Below are 17,597 nucleotides of genomic sequence, written 5' to 3'. Positions count from 1 at the left end.
CAAGTGAAAAAGAAACCTATTGGAATTATTGGGGGAGGTTTGTCCGGTCTTGTTGCCGCGATCCATCTATCTAAAAATAATTTACCTGTTACGGTATTTGAGAAAGATACTTATCCTAACCACAAGGTTTGTGGGGAATATGTGTCACTAGAAATTGTTCCTTATTTAAAACAACTTGATATCCATTTATCAGATCTTAAGCCTGCATCAATAGATAAGTTACAGTTTAGTGATGCCTCAGGAAAAATTGTAAATACCAAATTGCCTTTAGGAGGTTTAGGAATTTCCCGGTATGCCTTAGATGAATTTCTTTATCAAAAAGCAATTGCATCTGGAGTGAACTTTATCCAAGCATTAGTTACTGATGTGAATTATAATGACGATGAGTTTGAATTAACTACAAATCAGAAGGGATCTTTTCAATTTCAGGTAGTTTTAGGCGCTTATGGAAAGCGCTCTTTATTGGATAAAAAATTAGATCGTCAGTTTATAGAACAAAAGTCTGGCTGGTTGGCTATTAAAGGACATTATAAAAAAGATGATTTTCCAGATAATCTTGTAATGCTTCATAATTTTAAAGGTGGTTATTGTGGATTATCTAAAACTGAAACCGGAGCAATCAATGTATGTTATTTAGCTTCTTACAATAGTTTCAAAAAACATAAAGATCCAATCAGCTTTAAAAATGAGGTTTTAATAGAGAATCCCCAATTAAGGGACTTCTTTCAGGATGCTACCCCATTATTTGAAAAGGATTTGAGTATTGCGCAGATCTCTTTTGAAAAGAAATCGAGTATACAGGATCATATATTAATGTTGGGAGATGCAGCTGGGCTTATCCATCCCTTATCCGGTAATGGTATGGCTATGGCAATTCATAGCGCTAAGATAGCTTCAGGAGCAATTCTCAATTATTATAAAGATGATTGTTACTCTAGGAAAGCTATGGAAAAAGAATATCAGAAAAAATGGAAAGAACAGTTTAGCTCGAGATTACAAATGGGCCACATTTTGCAAAGAATTTTATTAAACCCAAATCTTTCAAACTTCGTTCAAAGAATTATAAGTAGCTTTCCCTTTTTACTACCAAAAATTATTTCAAGAACCCACGGAAAACCAATAGTATGATTTCTATAAATACTTCAAAACGCAGTGAAGAAGCCGAGATTATGGACGATTTCGAATTAAAGGGAGCCGAATTAGAACAAACTCTGAGCGATCTTGAAAATATAAATAAATGGTTGGGCGGTAATAAGATTACTTTGGATGGAATTCAGAAGCTATTAAAAGATACTCCTGAGAAAAGAACAATTAGAATTGCAGATGTTGGGTGTGGCAGTGGCGCTGTACTTCGAGAAATCGCAAATTGGGGGAGAGATCAAAAATTGGATATGGAACTTATTGGGATAGATGCGAATCCATATGCTATTGAAATTGCTCAACGACGATCTGATTATTATCCAGAAATAAAATTTGAAACACTAAATATTTTTAGTGAAGACTACAAAAGACAAGAATATGACATTGTTCTATGTACCTTGACGCTGCATCATTTCAAAAATGAAGAGATCTTGGAATTACTAAACATCTTTAAGGAACAGTCCCAATTGGGTGTAATTATTAATGATCTTCAGCGAAGTAAAATCGCTTACGTTTTGTTTCAAGCTTTTTGTAGAGTTTTCATTAATAATGAAATTGCAAGAAAAGATGGACTAACCTCTATTCTTCGTGGTTTTAAAAAGAATGATCTAAAAAAATTAGCAAACAAAATTCCGGCTCAAACACATAGTATTGAATGGAAATGGGCTTTCCGATACCGTTGGATCTTAAAAAAATAACCCCCTATGAGTGTAAGAATTATTAGTGTTCAAAAAGAACTTCCAAAATATTATAGAGAAACTTCAGATATTATTCCGTTGGTGGAAGAATGGTTAGGCGAAAAGGAGGAACGATTTAAAAGAAAGATCACTAAAATATTTGAAGGCGCTGGGGTAGATAAGCGATATTCCATAATGGCTCCTGAGGAAGTTTTTACAGCGACTTCTTTTGAAGAAAAAAATAATATCTATGTTCGGGAAGTAAAGAAATTAGGGAAGGATGTATTAAAATCTGCATTAGAAGAGAACAACTGGCAACCTGAATCTTTAGATTTCATTATCACCGTTAGTTGCACTGGGATCATGATTCCTTCTCTAGATGCCTATCTTATTAATGAATTACAACTGAAGCAAAATATCACCCGACTCCCTGTTACCGAAATGGGGTGTGCTGCCGGGATCTCAGGAATGATCTACGCTCATAAATTTTTACAGGCCAATCCAGGAAAAAGAGCAGCCATAGTTGCCGTAGAAAGTCCAACTGCTACTTTTCAATTGGGAGACTTCAGCATGGCTAATATGGTGAGTGCTGCTATCTTTGGAGATGGTGCAGCCTGCGTATTGCTTTCATCTGAAGACGATGCCGTGGGACCTAAGATCATTGGCGAAGAGATGTATCACTTTTTTGATGCTACCCATTTAATGGGATTCCATTTAGCCAATTCTGGATTGCAAATGATTCTTGATGAAACTGTTCCCGAAACAATTTCTAATCATTTTCCAGATATTATTTATCCTTTTTTAGAAAAGAATGGTAGTTCTATAGAAAAAGTTGATCATCTTATTTTTCATCCAGGTGGAAGAAAGATAGTACAAACAGTGTCTGATCTTTTTGGTACCTTAGGGAAGAATATAGACGATACCCGGGAAGTACTTCGTCTTTACGGTAATATGAGTAGCGTTACCGTTCTTTACGTTTTGGAAAGATTCCTTAAAAAGGACATTCCAAAAGGAGAGCAGGGTTTACTTTTAAGTTTTGGCCCCGGGTTTTCGGCTCAACGAATTTTAATAGAATGGTAGCAGAATTTAAAGATCTTAATTACTGGGCTTTGGTCCTAGGAGGCAGCAGCGGACTTGGACTAGCAACAGCCCGAAAACTTGCCAAACATGGCATGAATATTATAATTATCCATAGGGATAGGAAGTCGGAGATCCCTGATATAGAAGAAGCTTTTGAGGACATCAGAAATTCTGGTGTTCAGTTAGAAAGTTTTAATGTAGATGCTGTACAAAAGGAAAAAAGGGCAGATCTTATAAAGGAAATTACAAGTATTCTTGGAGAGAAAGGTAAAATAAGAACTTTGGTACACAGTATTGCCAAAGGTAATTTAAAGCCGATGAGTGGCGAAGGTCCTTTTTTAGAAAATATAGATTTCCAGATCACCATAGATGCTATGGCCTTGAGTTTATACGACTGGACTGAAGCTGTATACCAGGCAGGATTATTTGCAAAAGATGGCCGTGTTATTTCTTTTACAAGTGAAGGAAATAAGAAAGCTTGGGAAAATTATGCAGCTGTTTCTGCAGCAAAAGTAGTTCTAGAATCTATTACGAGAAGTATGGCTTTGGAATTTGCAAGATATGGAATTAGAGCAAACTGTATTCAGGCAGGAGTTACCGTTACAAGATCTTTTCAAATGATTCCGGGAAATGAAACTTTGAGAATGCATGCACTAAAACGTAATCCTTTTAAGCGTTTAACTGTTCCAAATGATGTTGCCAATGTGGTATATCTTTTAAGTAAGGATGAAGCTAGTTGGATCACAGGGACTATAATTCCTGTAAATGGTGGCGAACATCTTAAATAATTTATCCAAAAGCGGCTATCTAAACTAATTAACCCAAATTTCGAATAATCAGGTGAGTTTTGATTTAATAATTTCTGCACTTCCGTATACAAAACCCTTTCTCTTTGTAGATGAAATTTTACAGTTAGATGGACAGGGGTGTACTGGAACCTATAGATTTCTTGAGGATTCTCATTTTTATAAAGGACATTTTAAAGATTACCCTGTAACACCCGGAGTGATCTTAACTGAATGTATGGCACAGATTGGGGTGGTATGTTTAGGGATCTTCCTTCTGAATGATTTAGATGAAGAAAAAAAAATAACAACAGAAGACGTTCAAATTGCGCTGAGTTCTACTCAGATAGATTTCTTTGTACCAATTTATCCAGGAGAACAAGTGAAAGTGGTCTCTAAAAAAGAATATTTTAGATTCAACAAACTAAAATGTGCGGTAGAAATGTTCAATAATAAAAATGAATTGGTTTGCAGAGGAACGATTTCGGGAATGATGAAGGCTTAAATTTAAGAATCAAAAATCAAAAATCAAAAATCAAGATTCTAGAGACAAGATTCAAGAATCAAGACAAATGATATAGGATAATTTCCCCAAAATTCAGGATATTTAAAAATGGAAAAAAGAGTTGTAATTACAGGATTAGGAATTTGTGCTCCCAATGGGACGAGCATCCCTCAATTTGAAAAAGCACTTCGAACAGGTAAAAGCGGAATCACTTTTCATCCACAACTTAAAGAGCTTAATTTTAGTTGCCAGATAGGAGGGAAGCCTTCTATTTCTGAAGAAAAACTATCAGAATATTTCACTCCTTTACAACGACGTGGTTTGAATAGTAGCGGAATTGTTTATGGAGTTGTATCAGGTACCGATGCATTTATAGATGCCGGGCTTGAGATCGCAGAAAATGCTTCTCCAGATTGGGACACAGGAATCATTTTTGGAACCGGGATCTTAGGAGTAGATAAATTTAGAGAAGCCATTCATTTAATAGATGCAGGAAAAACGAGGCGTTTAGGCAGCACTAGCGTGATCCAAACTATGGCCAGCGGCATAAGTGCTTATTTGGGAGGTATTTTAGGCTGTGGGAATCAGGTAACTACAAATTCATCTGCATGTACAACCGGAACGGAAGCACTTTTAATGGGCTATGAGCGTATTAAAGCTGGAAAAGCTAAAAGAATGCTTGTTGGGAGTTGTGGTGACCATGGGCCTTATATATGGGGCGGATTTGATGCTATGCGAATTCTTCCGGGAAATTATAATGATAATCCTGAAGAAGCATCCAGACCTATGAGTGCTAAGGCCTCTGGTTTTGTTCCCGGAAGTGGAGCAGGGGCACTAATCCTAGAAGATCTAGAGTCGGCACTGGAGCGAGGAGCGAAAATTTATGCAGAAGTATTGGGGGGAGAAGTGAATAGTGGTGGGCAACGGGGAGAGGGAAGTATGACCGCAGCCAATAACGAAGCCGTACAGCGTTGCATCACTGGCGCTTTAATAAATTCAAGCATATCAGCTGCAGAAATAGATTCTATAAATGGGCATTTAACCGCCACAAGTAAGGATTCTGTAGAAATTGAAAACTGGGTAAAAGCATTGCATCTGGAGAATGATTTTCCTTACATCAACTCTCTAAAGGGGATGACGGGACATTGCTTAAGTGCTTCAGGAAGTATAGAATGTGTGGCCAGTGTGTTGCAACTAGATAAAGGTTTTATCTTTCCAAATATCAACTGTGAAGAAATACATCCTGATATACTAGATCTAATTTCTGAAGAGCGTATTCCAAGAAAAACTATTGAAAAGCCAATCAACATTCTAGCAAAAGCGAGTTTTGGTTTTGGCGATGTGAATGCGGTGGTGATATTTAAGAAATATAATTATGTTTGCTGATTCTGGTTTCAAGATTCAGGTTTCAGGTCACTGTTTTATAATTTTTAGTTTTTCTGATCTCAAAAATCACTAAAAAGAGTATTTTTAATTAGTCACATACAATTCATTTTATATTAGCTCCATGACCGATAAAACAATTTTAGAAAAAATAAAAGCAATCGTTACTCCTTATGTTCAACGCAAAGAAGGCCTGGAAGATTTTAGCGATAGCACCGACTTTATATCGGATCTCAAAATAAATTCAGCAAATCTGGTAGATGTAATCCTTGATGTAGAAGACGAGTTTAATATAGAGATAGACAACACTTCTATGGAAGGGATGCTTACTGCTGGAGATGCAAAGAGAATTATCTTAACTAAATTGGAGAATTGATTGGGAATGATATTATAGATCTTGAAATTCCAATCTCTCCAAATTGGAAGAGTCCCCGGTATTTGAATAAATTATTTTCTTCAGCAGAGCAAACCGCTATATTAGATTCCGAAAAGCCTGAAATTTCCCTTCAACTATTCTGGTCTTTGAAAGAAGCAACATACAAAGCACATCAGCGCCAGTTTGATTTACCCAGAAAGTACAATCCGCTTAGTTTTCAGTGTGAAATTATATCAGAAGAGAAAAATAAATTTCAAGGAATTGTAAGGACCAATAATCAATCTTATTTTACTTTTTCAAGAATTACAAGAGCTAATATTCACAGTACGGCTACTTTGGAGAAGAACATCAATACTTCTATAAAAATTTTTCAAGATGAAGATATTCTAAAAGACAAATTATTTACAGAATATTCCTTGCTTTTAAAAGAGCAGAAATCCAACTTATGGATTCAAAAAAATAAACAAAACATCCCCCAGTTGTTCAGTAGGAATCTAAATACCAGTCAGGTATTTTCTCTTTCGCATCACGGTAGGTTTAGTGCTTTTGCAATCGCGTTAATGAACTCCTAAATACTCGTTAAACAATACTAAAGGGGTTGGCATTAGTTGCAGTCCTTTTGTAACTTTAAATATAATTTAAAACCAAAATATCTTATGAAGAAAGTAGATAAAATGGAAATTTTACATAGCCAAACAGCCGAATTTATTGAACAAGGAGCTATTGGGAAATTTTTAAAGTTGATTCCCGATACTTTTATAATTAAAGGAAGCGAACAAGAGAACGGATTTAATCAAGGATATGCAATTAGGCATATTAATAGAAAAGATATCCTTTTAATAGATGTCGTAGAAAAAGAAACTCTTAAAGCTGTAAAGCAACTTGTAACAGATGGATATACTATAAAAGGAATTATTCTTAGTAATTCTTCGGTTTATAAAAATGCATATTCGGATCTAAAAACATTATCTAAAGATGCTGGAGAAGCACCCATCTTTGCCCACCCAAGAAATTCGATTAAGGATGATTATAGTTTAAAGGATATTACTGGCAAGCAGGAGATAACCAAACATTTCGGATTAAAAATCTACGACTTACCTGGTAATGGTGGCGGATCTATCTTAATCTATTCTGATATTAATGACGGAATGTTATTTACAGGGGAAGATGCCGTAGGTTCTGGTTATTCTGAAGACTTAAACACCTTTTCCAGACCAACGATGGAAAGTAAAAATTCTGAATTTGGACTGGCCGAAAGTTGGGGAGCCTTTGAAGAATCATTCAGTTATCTTTTTCCTTTACATGGGAAACCAGGTTTCAACTTAGAAGATGGAGATCAAACAGATATTTTAAATAAACTTAGTAGAATGCAGGCTTAGACTGAAAAAAAAATATAAAAAGGACTATTCCCTAAATAATTTCGCATTAATCACAATTTTAGTTTTCCTATTTTTGAAAAATTAAAGTTCCGGTAAATGTTTCTGAAAATTATTTCTCGAGTAGTCTTTTTTATTTTCATGCTTGGTGTTTTATACTTCTAAGCACTATTTTTCCCTAATTTAGACTTTATTGTTCCTCTGTGTTTTCCTTGGCTTCTTCTTTAGCCTCTTCTGCCTCTTCTTCAGCTTTTTCTACCATAGGATGGTCTTTTACACCAAAGCCAACAATTAATATTATATTAGAAATTGTTTCGTAAAGCATAGTTACTATAGCTACAAATCCTCCACCTAAGATTGCAGCCATTGCTAGACTTATATAATATATTATAGTAAACCAAGAGCTAGGAACTTCTTCACTTTCTGTAATGGGTAAATTCAACATTAAAAAGGTAATTACCGAGGCGATAATGAGAATTGTAACAAATTTTGCAATAGTTAAGACGTGGCTATAATGCACTTTAGTAAGTCTAGAATTTGAACCTGTACTTAAGCTAATCAAGGGTAACATTAGTGCCAGAATAGTAGAAGATCCTAAGATCACCGTATTACAAAGCATATTAACTCCTGACAATGAAGTGGAAAGCAATTCTTTAGCTTGATATCCTGAAACTTCCCCCAAAATATAAGTTCCAATTCCCATTATAATTGCGGAAACCGCGCCTCCAGCAATAGCTCGTTTTACAATAATATTCATACCGTTCTAGGATTTAGATGTTTTTCTTGTACTTCTTAATTTTCTATTATTGAGCATACAAAGCTATAAGATATTGTTAAACAGAGAGCAAAATCCATCTAAAATTGATATTTTCAAATGTAAATTAAAAAAAAATGCAAAAACTAAACGTTACTCAAAAACTAATTAAATCGCATCTATTAGAAGGTGAGATGATTCCAGGAAAAGAAATTGGAATTAAGATAGACCAAGCCTTGCTGCAAGATGCAACAGGAACCTTAGTACAATTGGAGTTGGAGGCTATGAGCCTTAAAAAAGCAAAGACCGAAGTTGCGGTGCAATATGTAGATCACAATCTTTTACAAACAGATTTCAAAAATGCTGATGATCATTTATTCCTACTCTCTGCTGCGCAAAGATTTGGATTGTGGTATAGCAGGCCGGGAAATGGGGTGAGTCATCCTGTGCACATGGAACGTTTTGGAAAACCAGGAAAAACATTGGTAGGATCAGACAGTCACAGTTGTGCTGCGGGATCTTTAGGAATGTTGGCTATTGGTACGGGAGGTTTAGATGTTGCAGCAGCCATTGCAGGGAAACCTTATTTTGTGAAGATGCCTAAAGTTTGGGGCGTAAAACTATCTGGAAAATTACCAGACTGGGTAAGTGCCAAAGATGTGATATTGGAAATGTTACGTAGGCACGATGTAAAAGGTGGAGTAGGAAAAATAGTAGAATATTATGGAGAAGGCTTAAAATATTTGAGCGCTATGGATAGGCATGTAATTGCCAATATGGGAGCAGAATTAGGAGCAACTACCACTGTATTCCCTAGTGATAATGAAACCAAACGATTTTTGAAGTCTCAAGATAGGGAAGAAGATTGGAGCGAACTTTTAGCCGATGAGGGTTGTGAATATGATCTTCACGAAGAAATAATTTTGGATGATCTTGTACCCTTAATTGCGCTGCCAACAAGCCCAGGAAATGTAGTTCCTGTAAGTGAAGTGGCTGGAAAAAAAATTAGTCAGGTAGTACTAGGTTCTTCTGCAAATCCTGGATTGCGAGATTTTTGGATGGCTGGTGCCATTGTAAAAGATAAATCGGTGAACAATGATGTTTCTTTTGATGTGAATCCTACTTCAAGACAGACCATCCAGAATATGATAGATAACAAAGCTTTTGGAAATCTAATTAAAGCAGGAGCTAGATTTCATCAATCTGGATGTATGGGATGTATTGGAATGGGACAAGCCCCAGCATCAGATACCATTAGCCTGAGAACGATGCCTAGAAATTTCCCTAGTAGATCTGGAACAGAAGACGATATGGTGCATTTATGTAGTCCAGAAACCGCAGCAGCTTCAGCATTAACTGGTGAGATCACGGACCCTCGGGATCTGGAAAAGTTGTATAAAATGAGTTATCCAAAATATGTTCAACCAGAAATGGAAATTATAAGTAAAGAGATGTTGGTAGCTCCTTTGGAAGATGGGTCTCATATAGATCTAATAAAAGGTCCAAATATTAAAAGTTTGCCTAACATAGAAAAGTTACAAGAAAATTATAACGTTCCCGTACTTTTAAAAATGGGAGACAATGTCTCTACAGATGAAATTTTGAAAGCAGGAGCAGAGGTATTGCCTTTTAGAAGTAATTTACCAGAGATCAGTAAGTATTCATTTACCGTGATAGATGATACTTTTTATGATCGTGCGATGAAGGCCAAAAATGATCATGGGGGACATATAGTTGTGGCAAAAGAAAATTATGCCCAAGGATCTAGTCGGGAACATGCAGCCTTAGCCCCTAAGTTTTTAGGTCAAGTAGCAGTTTTGGCTAAAAGCTATGCTAGGATCGCATGGCAAAACTTGGTGAATTTTGGTATTCTGCCTTTAGAATTTATAGACATAGCCGATTATGATAAAATAGAACAAGGAGACATGGTTTCCTTTAAAAATCTGCCAAGCAATGTTTCCGAAAGAAAAGAAATTTCGGTGATCATCAAGAAAAAAAATGGCGAGTTTCTAGAAATCCCTAGCAAACATAGCTTAAGTGATAGACAAATAAGCATTTTACTGAAAGGTGGAATTATTAATGAGTTTAAGGAGAAACTTGAAGAAAAAGATTTGCATAAATAGATCAATAAGCTCGGGCTAAGTCCACTAGATGTAGGTCCCTATGGCTCTGGAGAATAATACTTTGTAAATTATATTCAGAGCCTCAAGGAGGGATTCAAGAACCTCGGGGCAAGAAGCCCACGAGGTATGTCCCGTTGGTTCGGGAGGGAAATACTTTTCAAAATTCGAGGTATCCCGATAGTTCGGGACGGGGAATTAAACCCTCAAGGAGGGATTAAAGAAATAACTAATCAAAAAAAGTAAAATCATGAAAATAGGAGTCATAGGAAGTGGAAATATTGGTGGGAATCTTGGTAAGCATTGGGCCAAAGCAGGGCATGAAGTTTTGTTCAGCTCCAGACATCCAGAGGAATTAAATGATATTGTAAGAGAAGCTGGCGGAAATTCTAAAGCCGTAAGTATCGAAAAGGCATTTGAAGAAAATGCAGATGTGTATTTGTTGGCAGTTCCATATAAGGCCATAGATAGATTATCTGAATTATATGCTGGGGAATATGGTGGAAAAGTAATTATAGATGCTACCAATCCTTATCCGGAAAGAGATGGAGAAATGGCCCAGGAAGTAAAAGACTCTAATAGAAATGCATCTGAATATACTGCCATGAAATTTAATACTGCTAAGACTTCAAAAGCATTTAATACTATCCATGCAGATCATTTAAAGAATAGAGCCTTTAAAGAAACCGATAAACTGGCAGTACCTTATGCCGCACAAGATCAGGAAAGCAAAGAGATTACCAGGAAATTGATTGAAGATATTGGTTTCGATGCAGTGTATGTAGGAGATCTAACTAAAACTAAGATAATGGATCCAGATCAAAAAATCTATGGGAAATCTTTGAACAGACAGGAATTAGAAAAGTTGATTCCCTAGATATATTATAAAAAAAACCAGTTACATAAGGGAATCACTTGAGAAAGGAAAGAATAAATCCTTTAAGTAAATATGGAAAAAGAAGAAAAAAATAAAGAACAGAAACAAAAAAATATTGACTCTGAATTAAAAGAACATGAAGATACTGGAGATGAAAACAAAGCAAGCGAACATGGAGAGATTTTAAATGATCAGTTGGAAGAAGGGAAGGCTGTTTTTGGTAGCAGTCCCGGTTTTATAGCATTATCTTCTTTTACTGCAGGACTAGAGATTGGTTTTAGTTTTTTACTGATGTGTACTGTGTATACTTATTTTAGTGGTAAGGTTGCCGAAGACACCATATTTAAACTAATGACCTTTGTATATCCTGCAGGATTCATATTGGTTATTTTAGGAAGATCTTTACTCTTTACAGAGCAAACCTCCTTGTTGAGCTTGCCGGTTTTAAATAATAAGCAATCTATCACAAATCTGCTAAAATTATGGGGATTGGTGATTTTAGGAAATCTCGTTGGAGGCTGGGTAATATCTGCCCTATTAATTTGGATTGGTCCTGCTTTAGGTATTTTTAACCTACTTGCGGTCGAAAAAATTGCCAGTCACGTTACTTCATTTTCACCTCAAGTAATATTGGTTAGTGCAGTATTGGCGGGATGGTTAATGGGCTTACTTTCATGGATGCTATCTTCGGCGCAAGAAACTGTAAGTAGAATACTATTAATCATTATGATTACTGGAATTATGGCCTTTACGAGTTTACATCACAGTATTGTTGGCAATGTTGAAGTTTTTGCTGGACTTTTAAGTTCACCAAAAATCACAATCTCAGATTATATGGTATTTGAAAGTGTCGCATTATTAGGAAATGCAATTGGTGGAGTTGTGTTTGTTGCATTATTAAAATATCGTGCCTTTGTATATAGTGTAGATTAGATTAAAAAGTTAAAGCTAAAAAAGGTCTGAAATAATTAAACTTCAGACCTTTTAAAAAATTCTCTAAGGAATTAATGCGTATTCATTTGTGCTTTGCGCTTAGAAAGTTGTCTATCTAGATCACTTACCGTTTCAGCCATAGCTGCTTCAAATGATGTTTCATTAGATTCCGCATAAACCAGTGGTCCGGGAACACTTATTTTTATATTGCAAATAAATCCTTTAGGCTCCATTCCGTCTTGTTTCTTAAAGAATACATCTGCACGGATTATCCAATCATATTTATTTTCTAATTTATCTAGTTTTTTCTGAGTTAATTCTTCTAAACGCTCACTTTTAGTTAGTTGAACAAATTGAAATATAGCTTCCATATTGTTGTTTTTTACAGTTAATAATTACTCCTAAGAAACCCATTTTCCTAAACTTAAACAAGCCAGCAGCCTAGAATTAGCAAAGATTTATGATAGTTTTTATCATCAAGATCCTCAGTTTAAAATACACTTAAGAAAGCTTAGGGTGCAGGTTATGGGAAGATTGGATAAATACTTTTGTAATGGTAGGTTCTTGGCGTTGTATCTCAGCCCGAATTTTAACCATAGTGTTTTCTGCTTCCATCAATTCCATAGAATCTATTAGATCTATTTCGATAACCAAAAGAATACTCTCTGGCCCAAAATGCATCGTTTGTGGTAGTGCCCAATCTTTTACACTTGGATGCTCTTTCATGATCTTTTCTACGGAAGCAATTACTTTTGGACTGGCGCTTTCTCCTAGTAGCAAGCCCTTGCTTTCTTTCGCCAAGAATGTAGCAACCACCAGCAATAAAACTCCAATTGAAACTGAAGTAGCTCCATCTAGATAGGGGTTTTGCAGTTGTTGAGATAGAAATACGCCTAATAAAGCGATACTTAAACCTATAATTGCTGCAGTATCTTCAATAATTACCGCAAATGTGGCGGCGTCTTTACTTTGTACTATATTCTTCATTAAGTTTCCAGATGAAGCTCTAGACTTGTTGAAGGTCTTTAAAGCTAAATAAAGAGCGGTACCTTCAAATATTAAAGCGGCAATAAGAACGGCATAGTTCCAGGTAGGATTTTCTATAATATGCGGATCTTGAAGCGCATGGATTCCTTCATAAATTGCAAATCCGCCCCCTAAAGCGAAAATGAGAATACTCACTACAAAACTCCAGAAATAGACATCTAAGCCATATCCAAAAGGGTGCATTTCATCTGGTTCTTGTTTTGAGCGTTTTATCCCTAATAGGAGTAATAATCCATTACCGGTATCTATCAACTAAAGAGTAGATTCCTTCGGCAAGCATTGCTGAACTTCCGGTAAAGAAAGCAGCAAAAAATTTCCCAATTGCAATTAATATATTTGCGCCTATTGCACCTTAGATAGCTATCTTAGAATTTCCTGACATATATAAAATCTTAGATTTTTAGTCAGCGGGAAATTACAATATTTAGTACAGAAGAGGGGAGGGGGCTTCTATTTTTAAAGAATTTTTAGGAGAATCTTATCTGCTTTAAAATTGCTTTTTTTATTTCTTAATTAATAAATAATAGTCACAAACTGTTAAAAAACAGGTTCTTGTGTCGTATATTTATAAAAGGCGATGAAGTAAACACTAGATTTTGAGAGTTTATTTCTACGGTTCTTCAATATAAGAAATCATGAAAAAACAATTATGCTTTATATTCTTTGTTTGTCTAGCTTATTTAAGTGTAGCTCAAAAAAAGGAAAAAATTAAAGGGGATAAGGAAGTCATTTCTGTAAGTAATTCTATAGACAAGGAATTCAGTGCTTTAGAGATCAACAATAATTTAAAAGTTACTCTTTTACAAAGTAAAAAGAACGGTTATGTACTTACTACAGATCAAAACCTTGCAGATGTAGTAAGTATAGAGGTTGAGAATGGGGTTCTCAAATTACATACCACGGCAAAGATTACTGGAAGTAAAAAATTAGAGATTATTTTGAGTGTAAAAGGAATTTCAACTATTATATTGAATGATGACGCAGAACTTGAAACTCAAGGAACTCTATCGTCAGATTTTTTTAGTTTTACAGGAAATCAATCTACAAAGTTCGATCTCGATATAGAGTCCAAGGAAGGAAGCATTGTTTTAAATAAGAATTCAGGAGGTAAAATCAATATGCAATCTAAGGATGTTACTGTGAATATTAGTGATCGGTCAGATCTAAAGCTAAAGCTTGATGCTAACAACTTAAGCGCACAATTATCAAAGTCGGCACAGTTAGACATGGATGGTAAAGTGAATGATGCCGTTTTTAACTTAAAAAATTCAGCCGAATTGAAAGCCAAGAAAATGAAAGCTAGGACAGCGATCCTAAATGCTTCCAACAACACCGATATTTATATTCGTGCAACTAAAAATTTAGTTATAAATGCCGAAGGAAAAAGTAAGGTATTTGTGTATGGCAATCCGGAGATTGATTTGAAAGGACTCACTAATAGTTCCAGAATAATAAAAAAGTAAAATTTCTGCTATAATAAACAAGTTTATTATAGAATAGATGCTTAAGCTAAAGTCTCCAAAATTTCTAGATAATCGTTTTCTTAAAAGATAGGGGCATTAGATAAGACAAAACATTACAACAGCGATTTCTTAAGATTTTTACAAAAATTAATCCCAGCAATTGAACAAGCATTTATTTGGATCGCTTCTGTTGAAATAGAGGTGGAGCGTTAAGAGAGAAAAGCCATTCTCACTTATAGAAATAGAATTGAAAAATAAATTGTATATCCGTTTAGAGTCCAGTTGCCAAATTATCCTATCTGAAATGGTCGCGTCACCCAGTCCCGAAGTCTCGGGACAGCATGACGGTAACAACCTGTAATTAATTAATAAAAAACTATTTACTGGAACTAAAGCGGACATACAGAAAAAATAATTATGATTTTGAAATTACAGTTGAAACTGAGTGTTTTAAAGAATTTTTCTTAAAGTATGTTAGTTTTTCAATAAAACTCCTAAAAATTATTTAAAGAATTTGATAACTATTGGATTTACTATTATATTAAGGTCAATACTATAATTATGAAAAAAATACTATTAATTCTGGCAATCATGTTTAGCAGTGTATTATCTGCACAGGACGTTTATACGCAAAAAAATACCGAATCGCATGATGCCGAAGCAGAACGAATAACCAAGGAATATAATAAACAATTATCATTAGATGCAAATCAATTTGTGCTATTTGAAAAGAAGATCGAAGAATTCTTGATTAAACGTGCTAAAATTGAAAAAAGGTATACAGCAAAAGATAAACTTGACATGCTCTATAGAATGCAGGCAAGAGAAACTATAGAAATGAAAAATATATTAACGCGGCCGCAATTAAAAATTTATAGACTTGTTAAAAGCGAAATACAACCAATAGCCGTTGTAGAAGAAAAGTAAGGTGTCTGTATATGGGAAGCCTAATATAGAAGTTAAGGGTTTAACTGATAAATCCAGGATTATTAAAAAGTAGGTTTGCTAACTGCTTGCAATTATTGTTCTGTTAAATATCGGTTATACTATTGTTTTTCAGGGAGTTACGGTGGTTGGTATCTCATCTGATTTTAAGTAAATAAGCAAACCAATTGACAAGGCCGCGCATATTGAAAAACCAATAAACAGTGGCAAAGCTGTTTCAGAAATAAACCTTCCAATAAAGATACTGATAGGAACTGCCATTATAGTGGAAATAAAGCCGGTAATGGCAGCAGCAATCCCGGCAATATGCCCCACAGGTTCCATAGCCATTGCGCGTAGATTTCCGAAGAGAAAACCAATACTAAAAAATTGCAGTGCAAAAAACAAGAACAAAATACGAACATCGGGATTCGGGGTATTATAAAATAAGGCAATATATGTCGCCGAGATCACGAAAAATGAAACCAAGGCTATTGTGATCAACTTTTCCATCCCATACTTTATAACCAAAATCCCATTGAGGAAAACAGCCGAACCTATAGATATTGCTAGTCCTGCAAAAATGAATGGAAACTCTTCCTTCAAATTATATTGATTCTGAAATATTTGCTGTGAACTGCTTAGGTAAACCATAAAAGATCCGGTAATAAATCCGGCAATAACGGTAAAACCAATGGTCCTTTTATATTTTATCAGTTCTTTAAATTCACCTATAAAACCCTTTTTAGAAAATCTTTTTTTGTTTTGAATTGATAAAGTCTCGGGTTGTCGTTTCCAAAACCACCACGAAACTAAAATACTGATGAGTACCTGAATATAGAAGATCCCATGCCAGTTGTAGTAATCAAGAACAAATTTACCCAAAGCCGGAGCAACCACAGGAACCAATATAAAAATAACGGTTACAAAAGACATGATACGCGCCATATGGTCTCCGCTGTACATATCGCGAATAATAGCAATACTCATTGTTCTGGGAGCAGAAAGGCCAATTCCCTGCAAGATCCGTCCTGCCACCATCATTTCTAAACTTGTTGAATTTACACAGATAAAACTAGCAAGGATAAATAGGGCAAAACCCATGTATACCACTGGTTTTCTCCCTAAACTGTCTGAAAGAGGGCCAAAAACCAAAGGACCAAATCCAAGACCAAGAAAGATCATCGTGATAAGCAATTGGTTATCTACGATTTTTACAGTCCCAATTGAAATCCCAATAATATCCAGAGCAGGCAATAAGGCATCGATCGCTAATGCCACCACAGACATAAGGGACGCCATAAGCGCCACAAATTCAAATTGCGAAGTCCTGATATTTTTTTGCATCGGGCAAAAATAACTCATTGATTATAAAAACACAGAACTCAAAGCGCTTAAAGTCTGAAGTATTTAGAAGAAAAAAAAATGGACTGAGGTTAGTTTGAAAGAGAAAGTTGGAAATTAAGGGTTATGTGTCAACTTTAAAATTAAAAGCTAAAGAGATTATATGTATTCCAAATTTTACAAATAGGGTTCAGCAAGCTTTTTCATTAATATTACAGTGAAGTGGAAGAACTTCAGAAAGTTACTGTTTAATCATTTTCTTTAAACCGGCTAAAAAAAAAGGAGAAATGGAACTTCTAAATATTCTGTTTTACATAATATAAATTATAGTACACTTTTAAATATTGATTAGCCGGTGGCTGATTCATATTTAAAACAAGGTTTTACGAGGTTTTGATATAATCCCTACTATACTATATCGAAATATTATGTCAAAGCCGTTTTACTGGAATGTTCTTGAATATTTGATAGCTATAATTTATACTATGTAAAATATCTCACTTAATTTGCCGTGGCGCCTTTGCTGACCCGTAGCCGATGCATAAAATTGCCGCTGCTCCCGATTACTCGGGATGCTTATTGTTTATTTAAAATATAATTGCAGATGCAATCATTTTTAAAACACTCCCGAAGCTTCGGGACCAACCGCATTGCCAGATCCAAAAAAAAGCTAAGCTTTTAGATTCATTTAAAAATCGCGTATTCGATAATAATCCTGCAAGATTTTTTTCTACGCGATTCTCGTGAGTTTGCCGCAACAGCTTAAAATTACTCTATGAGATAATTTCTAAGCACTTGCTCTAATTGTATTCT

At 35.1% G+C, this 17,597-nt stretch carries 19 protein-coding genes; 14 read left to right on the top strand and 5 right to left on the bottom strand.

The features are described 5' to 3' along the window. The first annotated feature begins 3 nt into the window (after nt 1–3). The 9 genes from ES724_RS07690 to ES724_RS07650 all read left to right on the top strand — a co-directional run bounded on the left by ES724_RS07690 (nt 4) and on the right by ES724_RS07650 (nt 7,325). Entirely contained in the window at nt 4–1,128 is a 1,125-nt protein-coding gene (locus ES724_RS07690) for an NAD(P)/FAD-dependent oxidoreductase (protein ID WP_146931769.1), read from the top strand. After that, a complete protein-coding gene (locus ES724_RS07685) occupies nt 1,125–1,838 on the top strand; it encodes a methyltransferase domain-containing protein (RefSeq protein WP_146931766.1) in 714 nt (237 codons plus the stop codon). The genes ES724_RS07690 and ES724_RS07685 overlap by 4 nt, the downstream gene beginning before the upstream one ends. Before the next feature lie 6 nt (nt 1,839–1,844). Further along, entirely contained in the window at nt 1,845–2,897 is a 1,053-nt protein-coding gene (locus ES724_RS07680) for a type III polyketide synthase (RefSeq protein ID WP_146931763.1), read from the top strand. Beyond that, complete coding sequence (locus tag ES724_RS07675) at nt 2,891–3,685, top strand: enoyl-ACP reductase FabI (RefSeq protein WP_146931760.1); 795 nt, start codon at nt 2,891–2,893, stop codon at nt 3,683–3,685. The genes ES724_RS07680 and ES724_RS07675 overlap by 7 nt, the downstream gene beginning before the upstream one ends. Nucleotides 3,686–3,737: 52 nt before the next feature. Then, on the top strand, nt 3,738–4,187 hold the full coding sequence (locus tag ES724_RS07670; protein ID WP_146931757.1) for a 3-hydroxyacyl-ACP dehydratase FabZ family protein: 450 nt from the start codon (nt 3,738–3,740) through the stop codon (nt 4,185–4,187). Nucleotides 4,188–4,295: 108 nt separating this feature from the next. Further along, on the top strand, nt 4,296–5,573 hold the full coding sequence (locus tag ES724_RS07665) for a beta-ketoacyl-[acyl-carrier-protein] synthase family protein (protein ID WP_146931754.1): 1,278 nt from the start codon (nt 4,296–4,298) through the stop codon (nt 5,571–5,573). Between the two features lie 121 nt (nt 5,574–5,694). Further along, nucleotides 5,695–5,946 (top strand): acyl carrier protein, encoded by a 252-nt coding sequence (locus tag ES724_RS07660; protein WP_026838606.1) that lies wholly within the window; start codon nt 5,695–5,697, stop codon nt 5,944–5,946. Then, on the top strand, nt 5,943–6,518 hold the full coding sequence (locus tag ES724_RS07655; RefSeq protein WP_170249864.1) for a 4'-phosphopantetheinyl transferase superfamily protein: 576 nt from the start codon (nt 5,943–5,945) through the stop codon (nt 6,516–6,518). Before ES724_RS07660 ends, ES724_RS07655 begins: the two co-directional genes overlap by 4 nt. An 84-nt stretch (nt 6,519–6,602) precedes the next feature. After that, nucleotides 6,603–7,325 (top strand): hypothetical protein, encoded by a 723-nt coding sequence (locus ES724_RS07650; RefSeq protein ID WP_146931748.1) that lies wholly within the window; start codon nt 6,603–6,605, stop codon nt 7,323–7,325. A gap of 187 nt (nt 7,326–7,512) precedes the next feature. Here ES724_RS07650 and ES724_RS07645 read toward each other — a convergent pair whose 3' ends face one another. Beyond that, nucleotides 7,513–8,079, bottom strand: coding sequence for a hypothetical protein (locus ES724_RS07645; protein WP_146931745.1), 567 nt, complete (start codon nt 8,077–8,079; stop codon nt 7,513–7,515). A gap of 134 nt (nt 8,080–8,213) precedes the next feature. Between ES724_RS07645 and ES724_RS07640 the strand changes: the two genes are divergently transcribed. From ES724_RS07640 to ES724_RS07630, 3 genes are all read left to right on the top strand, one after another. Further along, nucleotides 8,214–10,199 carry an aconitate hydratase gene (locus ES724_RS07640; protein ID WP_146931742.1) on the top strand — a complete coding sequence of 662 codons (1,986 nt, stop codon included), beginning with the start codon at nt 8,214–8,216 and terminating at the stop codon, nt 10,197–10,199. Between the two features lie 247 nt (nt 10,200–10,446). Then, the gene (locus ES724_RS07635) at nt 10,447–11,073 is read left to right on the top strand and encodes an NADPH-dependent F420 reductase (protein WP_146931739.1); all 627 of its coding nucleotides are present in this window, start codon (nt 10,447–10,449) and stop codon (nt 11,071–11,073) included. Nucleotides 11,074–11,145: 72 nt separating this feature from the next. Then, nucleotides 11,146–12,006, top strand: coding sequence for a formate/nitrite transporter family protein (locus ES724_RS07630; RefSeq protein WP_146931736.1), 861 nt, complete (start codon nt 11,146–11,148; stop codon nt 12,004–12,006). 71 nt (nt 12,007–12,077) lie between these two features. Here ES724_RS07630 and ES724_RS07625 read toward each other — a convergent pair whose 3' ends face one another. From ES724_RS07625 to ES724_RS16895, 3 genes are all read right to left on the bottom strand, one after another. Continuing rightward, a complete protein-coding gene (locus tag ES724_RS07625; RefSeq protein WP_146931733.1) occupies nt 12,078–12,377 on the bottom strand; it encodes an HPF/RaiA family ribosome-associated protein in 300 nt (99 codons plus the stop codon). A 130-nt stretch (nt 12,378–12,507) separates the two neighbouring features. Further along, entirely contained in the window at nt 12,508–13,305 is a 798-nt protein-coding gene (locus tag ES724_RS07620) for a cation diffusion facilitator family transporter (protein WP_262712800.1), read from the bottom strand. Further along, nucleotides 13,289–13,375, bottom strand: coding sequence for a hypothetical protein (locus tag ES724_RS16895; RefSeq protein WP_262712802.1), 87 nt, complete (start codon nt 13,373–13,375; stop codon nt 13,289–13,291). The genes ES724_RS07620 and ES724_RS16895 overlap by 17 nt, the downstream gene beginning before the upstream one ends. Before the next feature lie 313 nt (nt 13,376–13,688). Here ES724_RS16895 and ES724_RS07615 point away from each other — a divergent pair, with 313 nt between their 5' ends. Both ES724_RS07615 and ES724_RS07610 read left to right on the top strand, forming a co-directional pair. Next, the gene (locus ES724_RS07615) at nt 13,689–14,516 is read left to right on the top strand and encodes a GIN domain-containing protein (RefSeq protein ID WP_146931730.1); all 828 of its coding nucleotides are present in this window, start codon (nt 13,689–13,691) and stop codon (nt 14,514–14,516) included. Nucleotides 14,517–15,077: 561 nt separating this feature from the next. Next, a complete protein-coding gene (locus ES724_RS07610; RefSeq protein ID WP_146931727.1) occupies nt 15,078–15,443 on the top strand; it encodes a hypothetical protein in 366 nt (121 codons plus the stop codon). 129 nt (nt 15,444–15,572) lie between these two features. Here the strand turns inward: ES724_RS07610 and ES724_RS07605 are convergent, their stop codons facing one another. Beyond that, nucleotides 15,573–16,787, bottom strand: coding sequence for a multidrug effflux MFS transporter (locus tag ES724_RS07605; RefSeq protein WP_146931724.1), 1,215 nt, complete (start codon nt 16,785–16,787; stop codon nt 15,573–15,575). Nucleotides 16,788–17,597 lie beyond the last annotated feature (810 nt).

It is taken from the genome of Gillisia hiemivivida, from assembly GCF_007997295.1.
GTDB classification, from domain to species: Bacteria; Bacteroidota; Bacteroidia; order Flavobacteriales; family Flavobacteriaceae; genus Gillisia; species Gillisia hiemivivida.
Note: the sequence above shows the minus strand (reverse complement) of the source record. Positions and strands in the feature narration are given on the sequence as shown.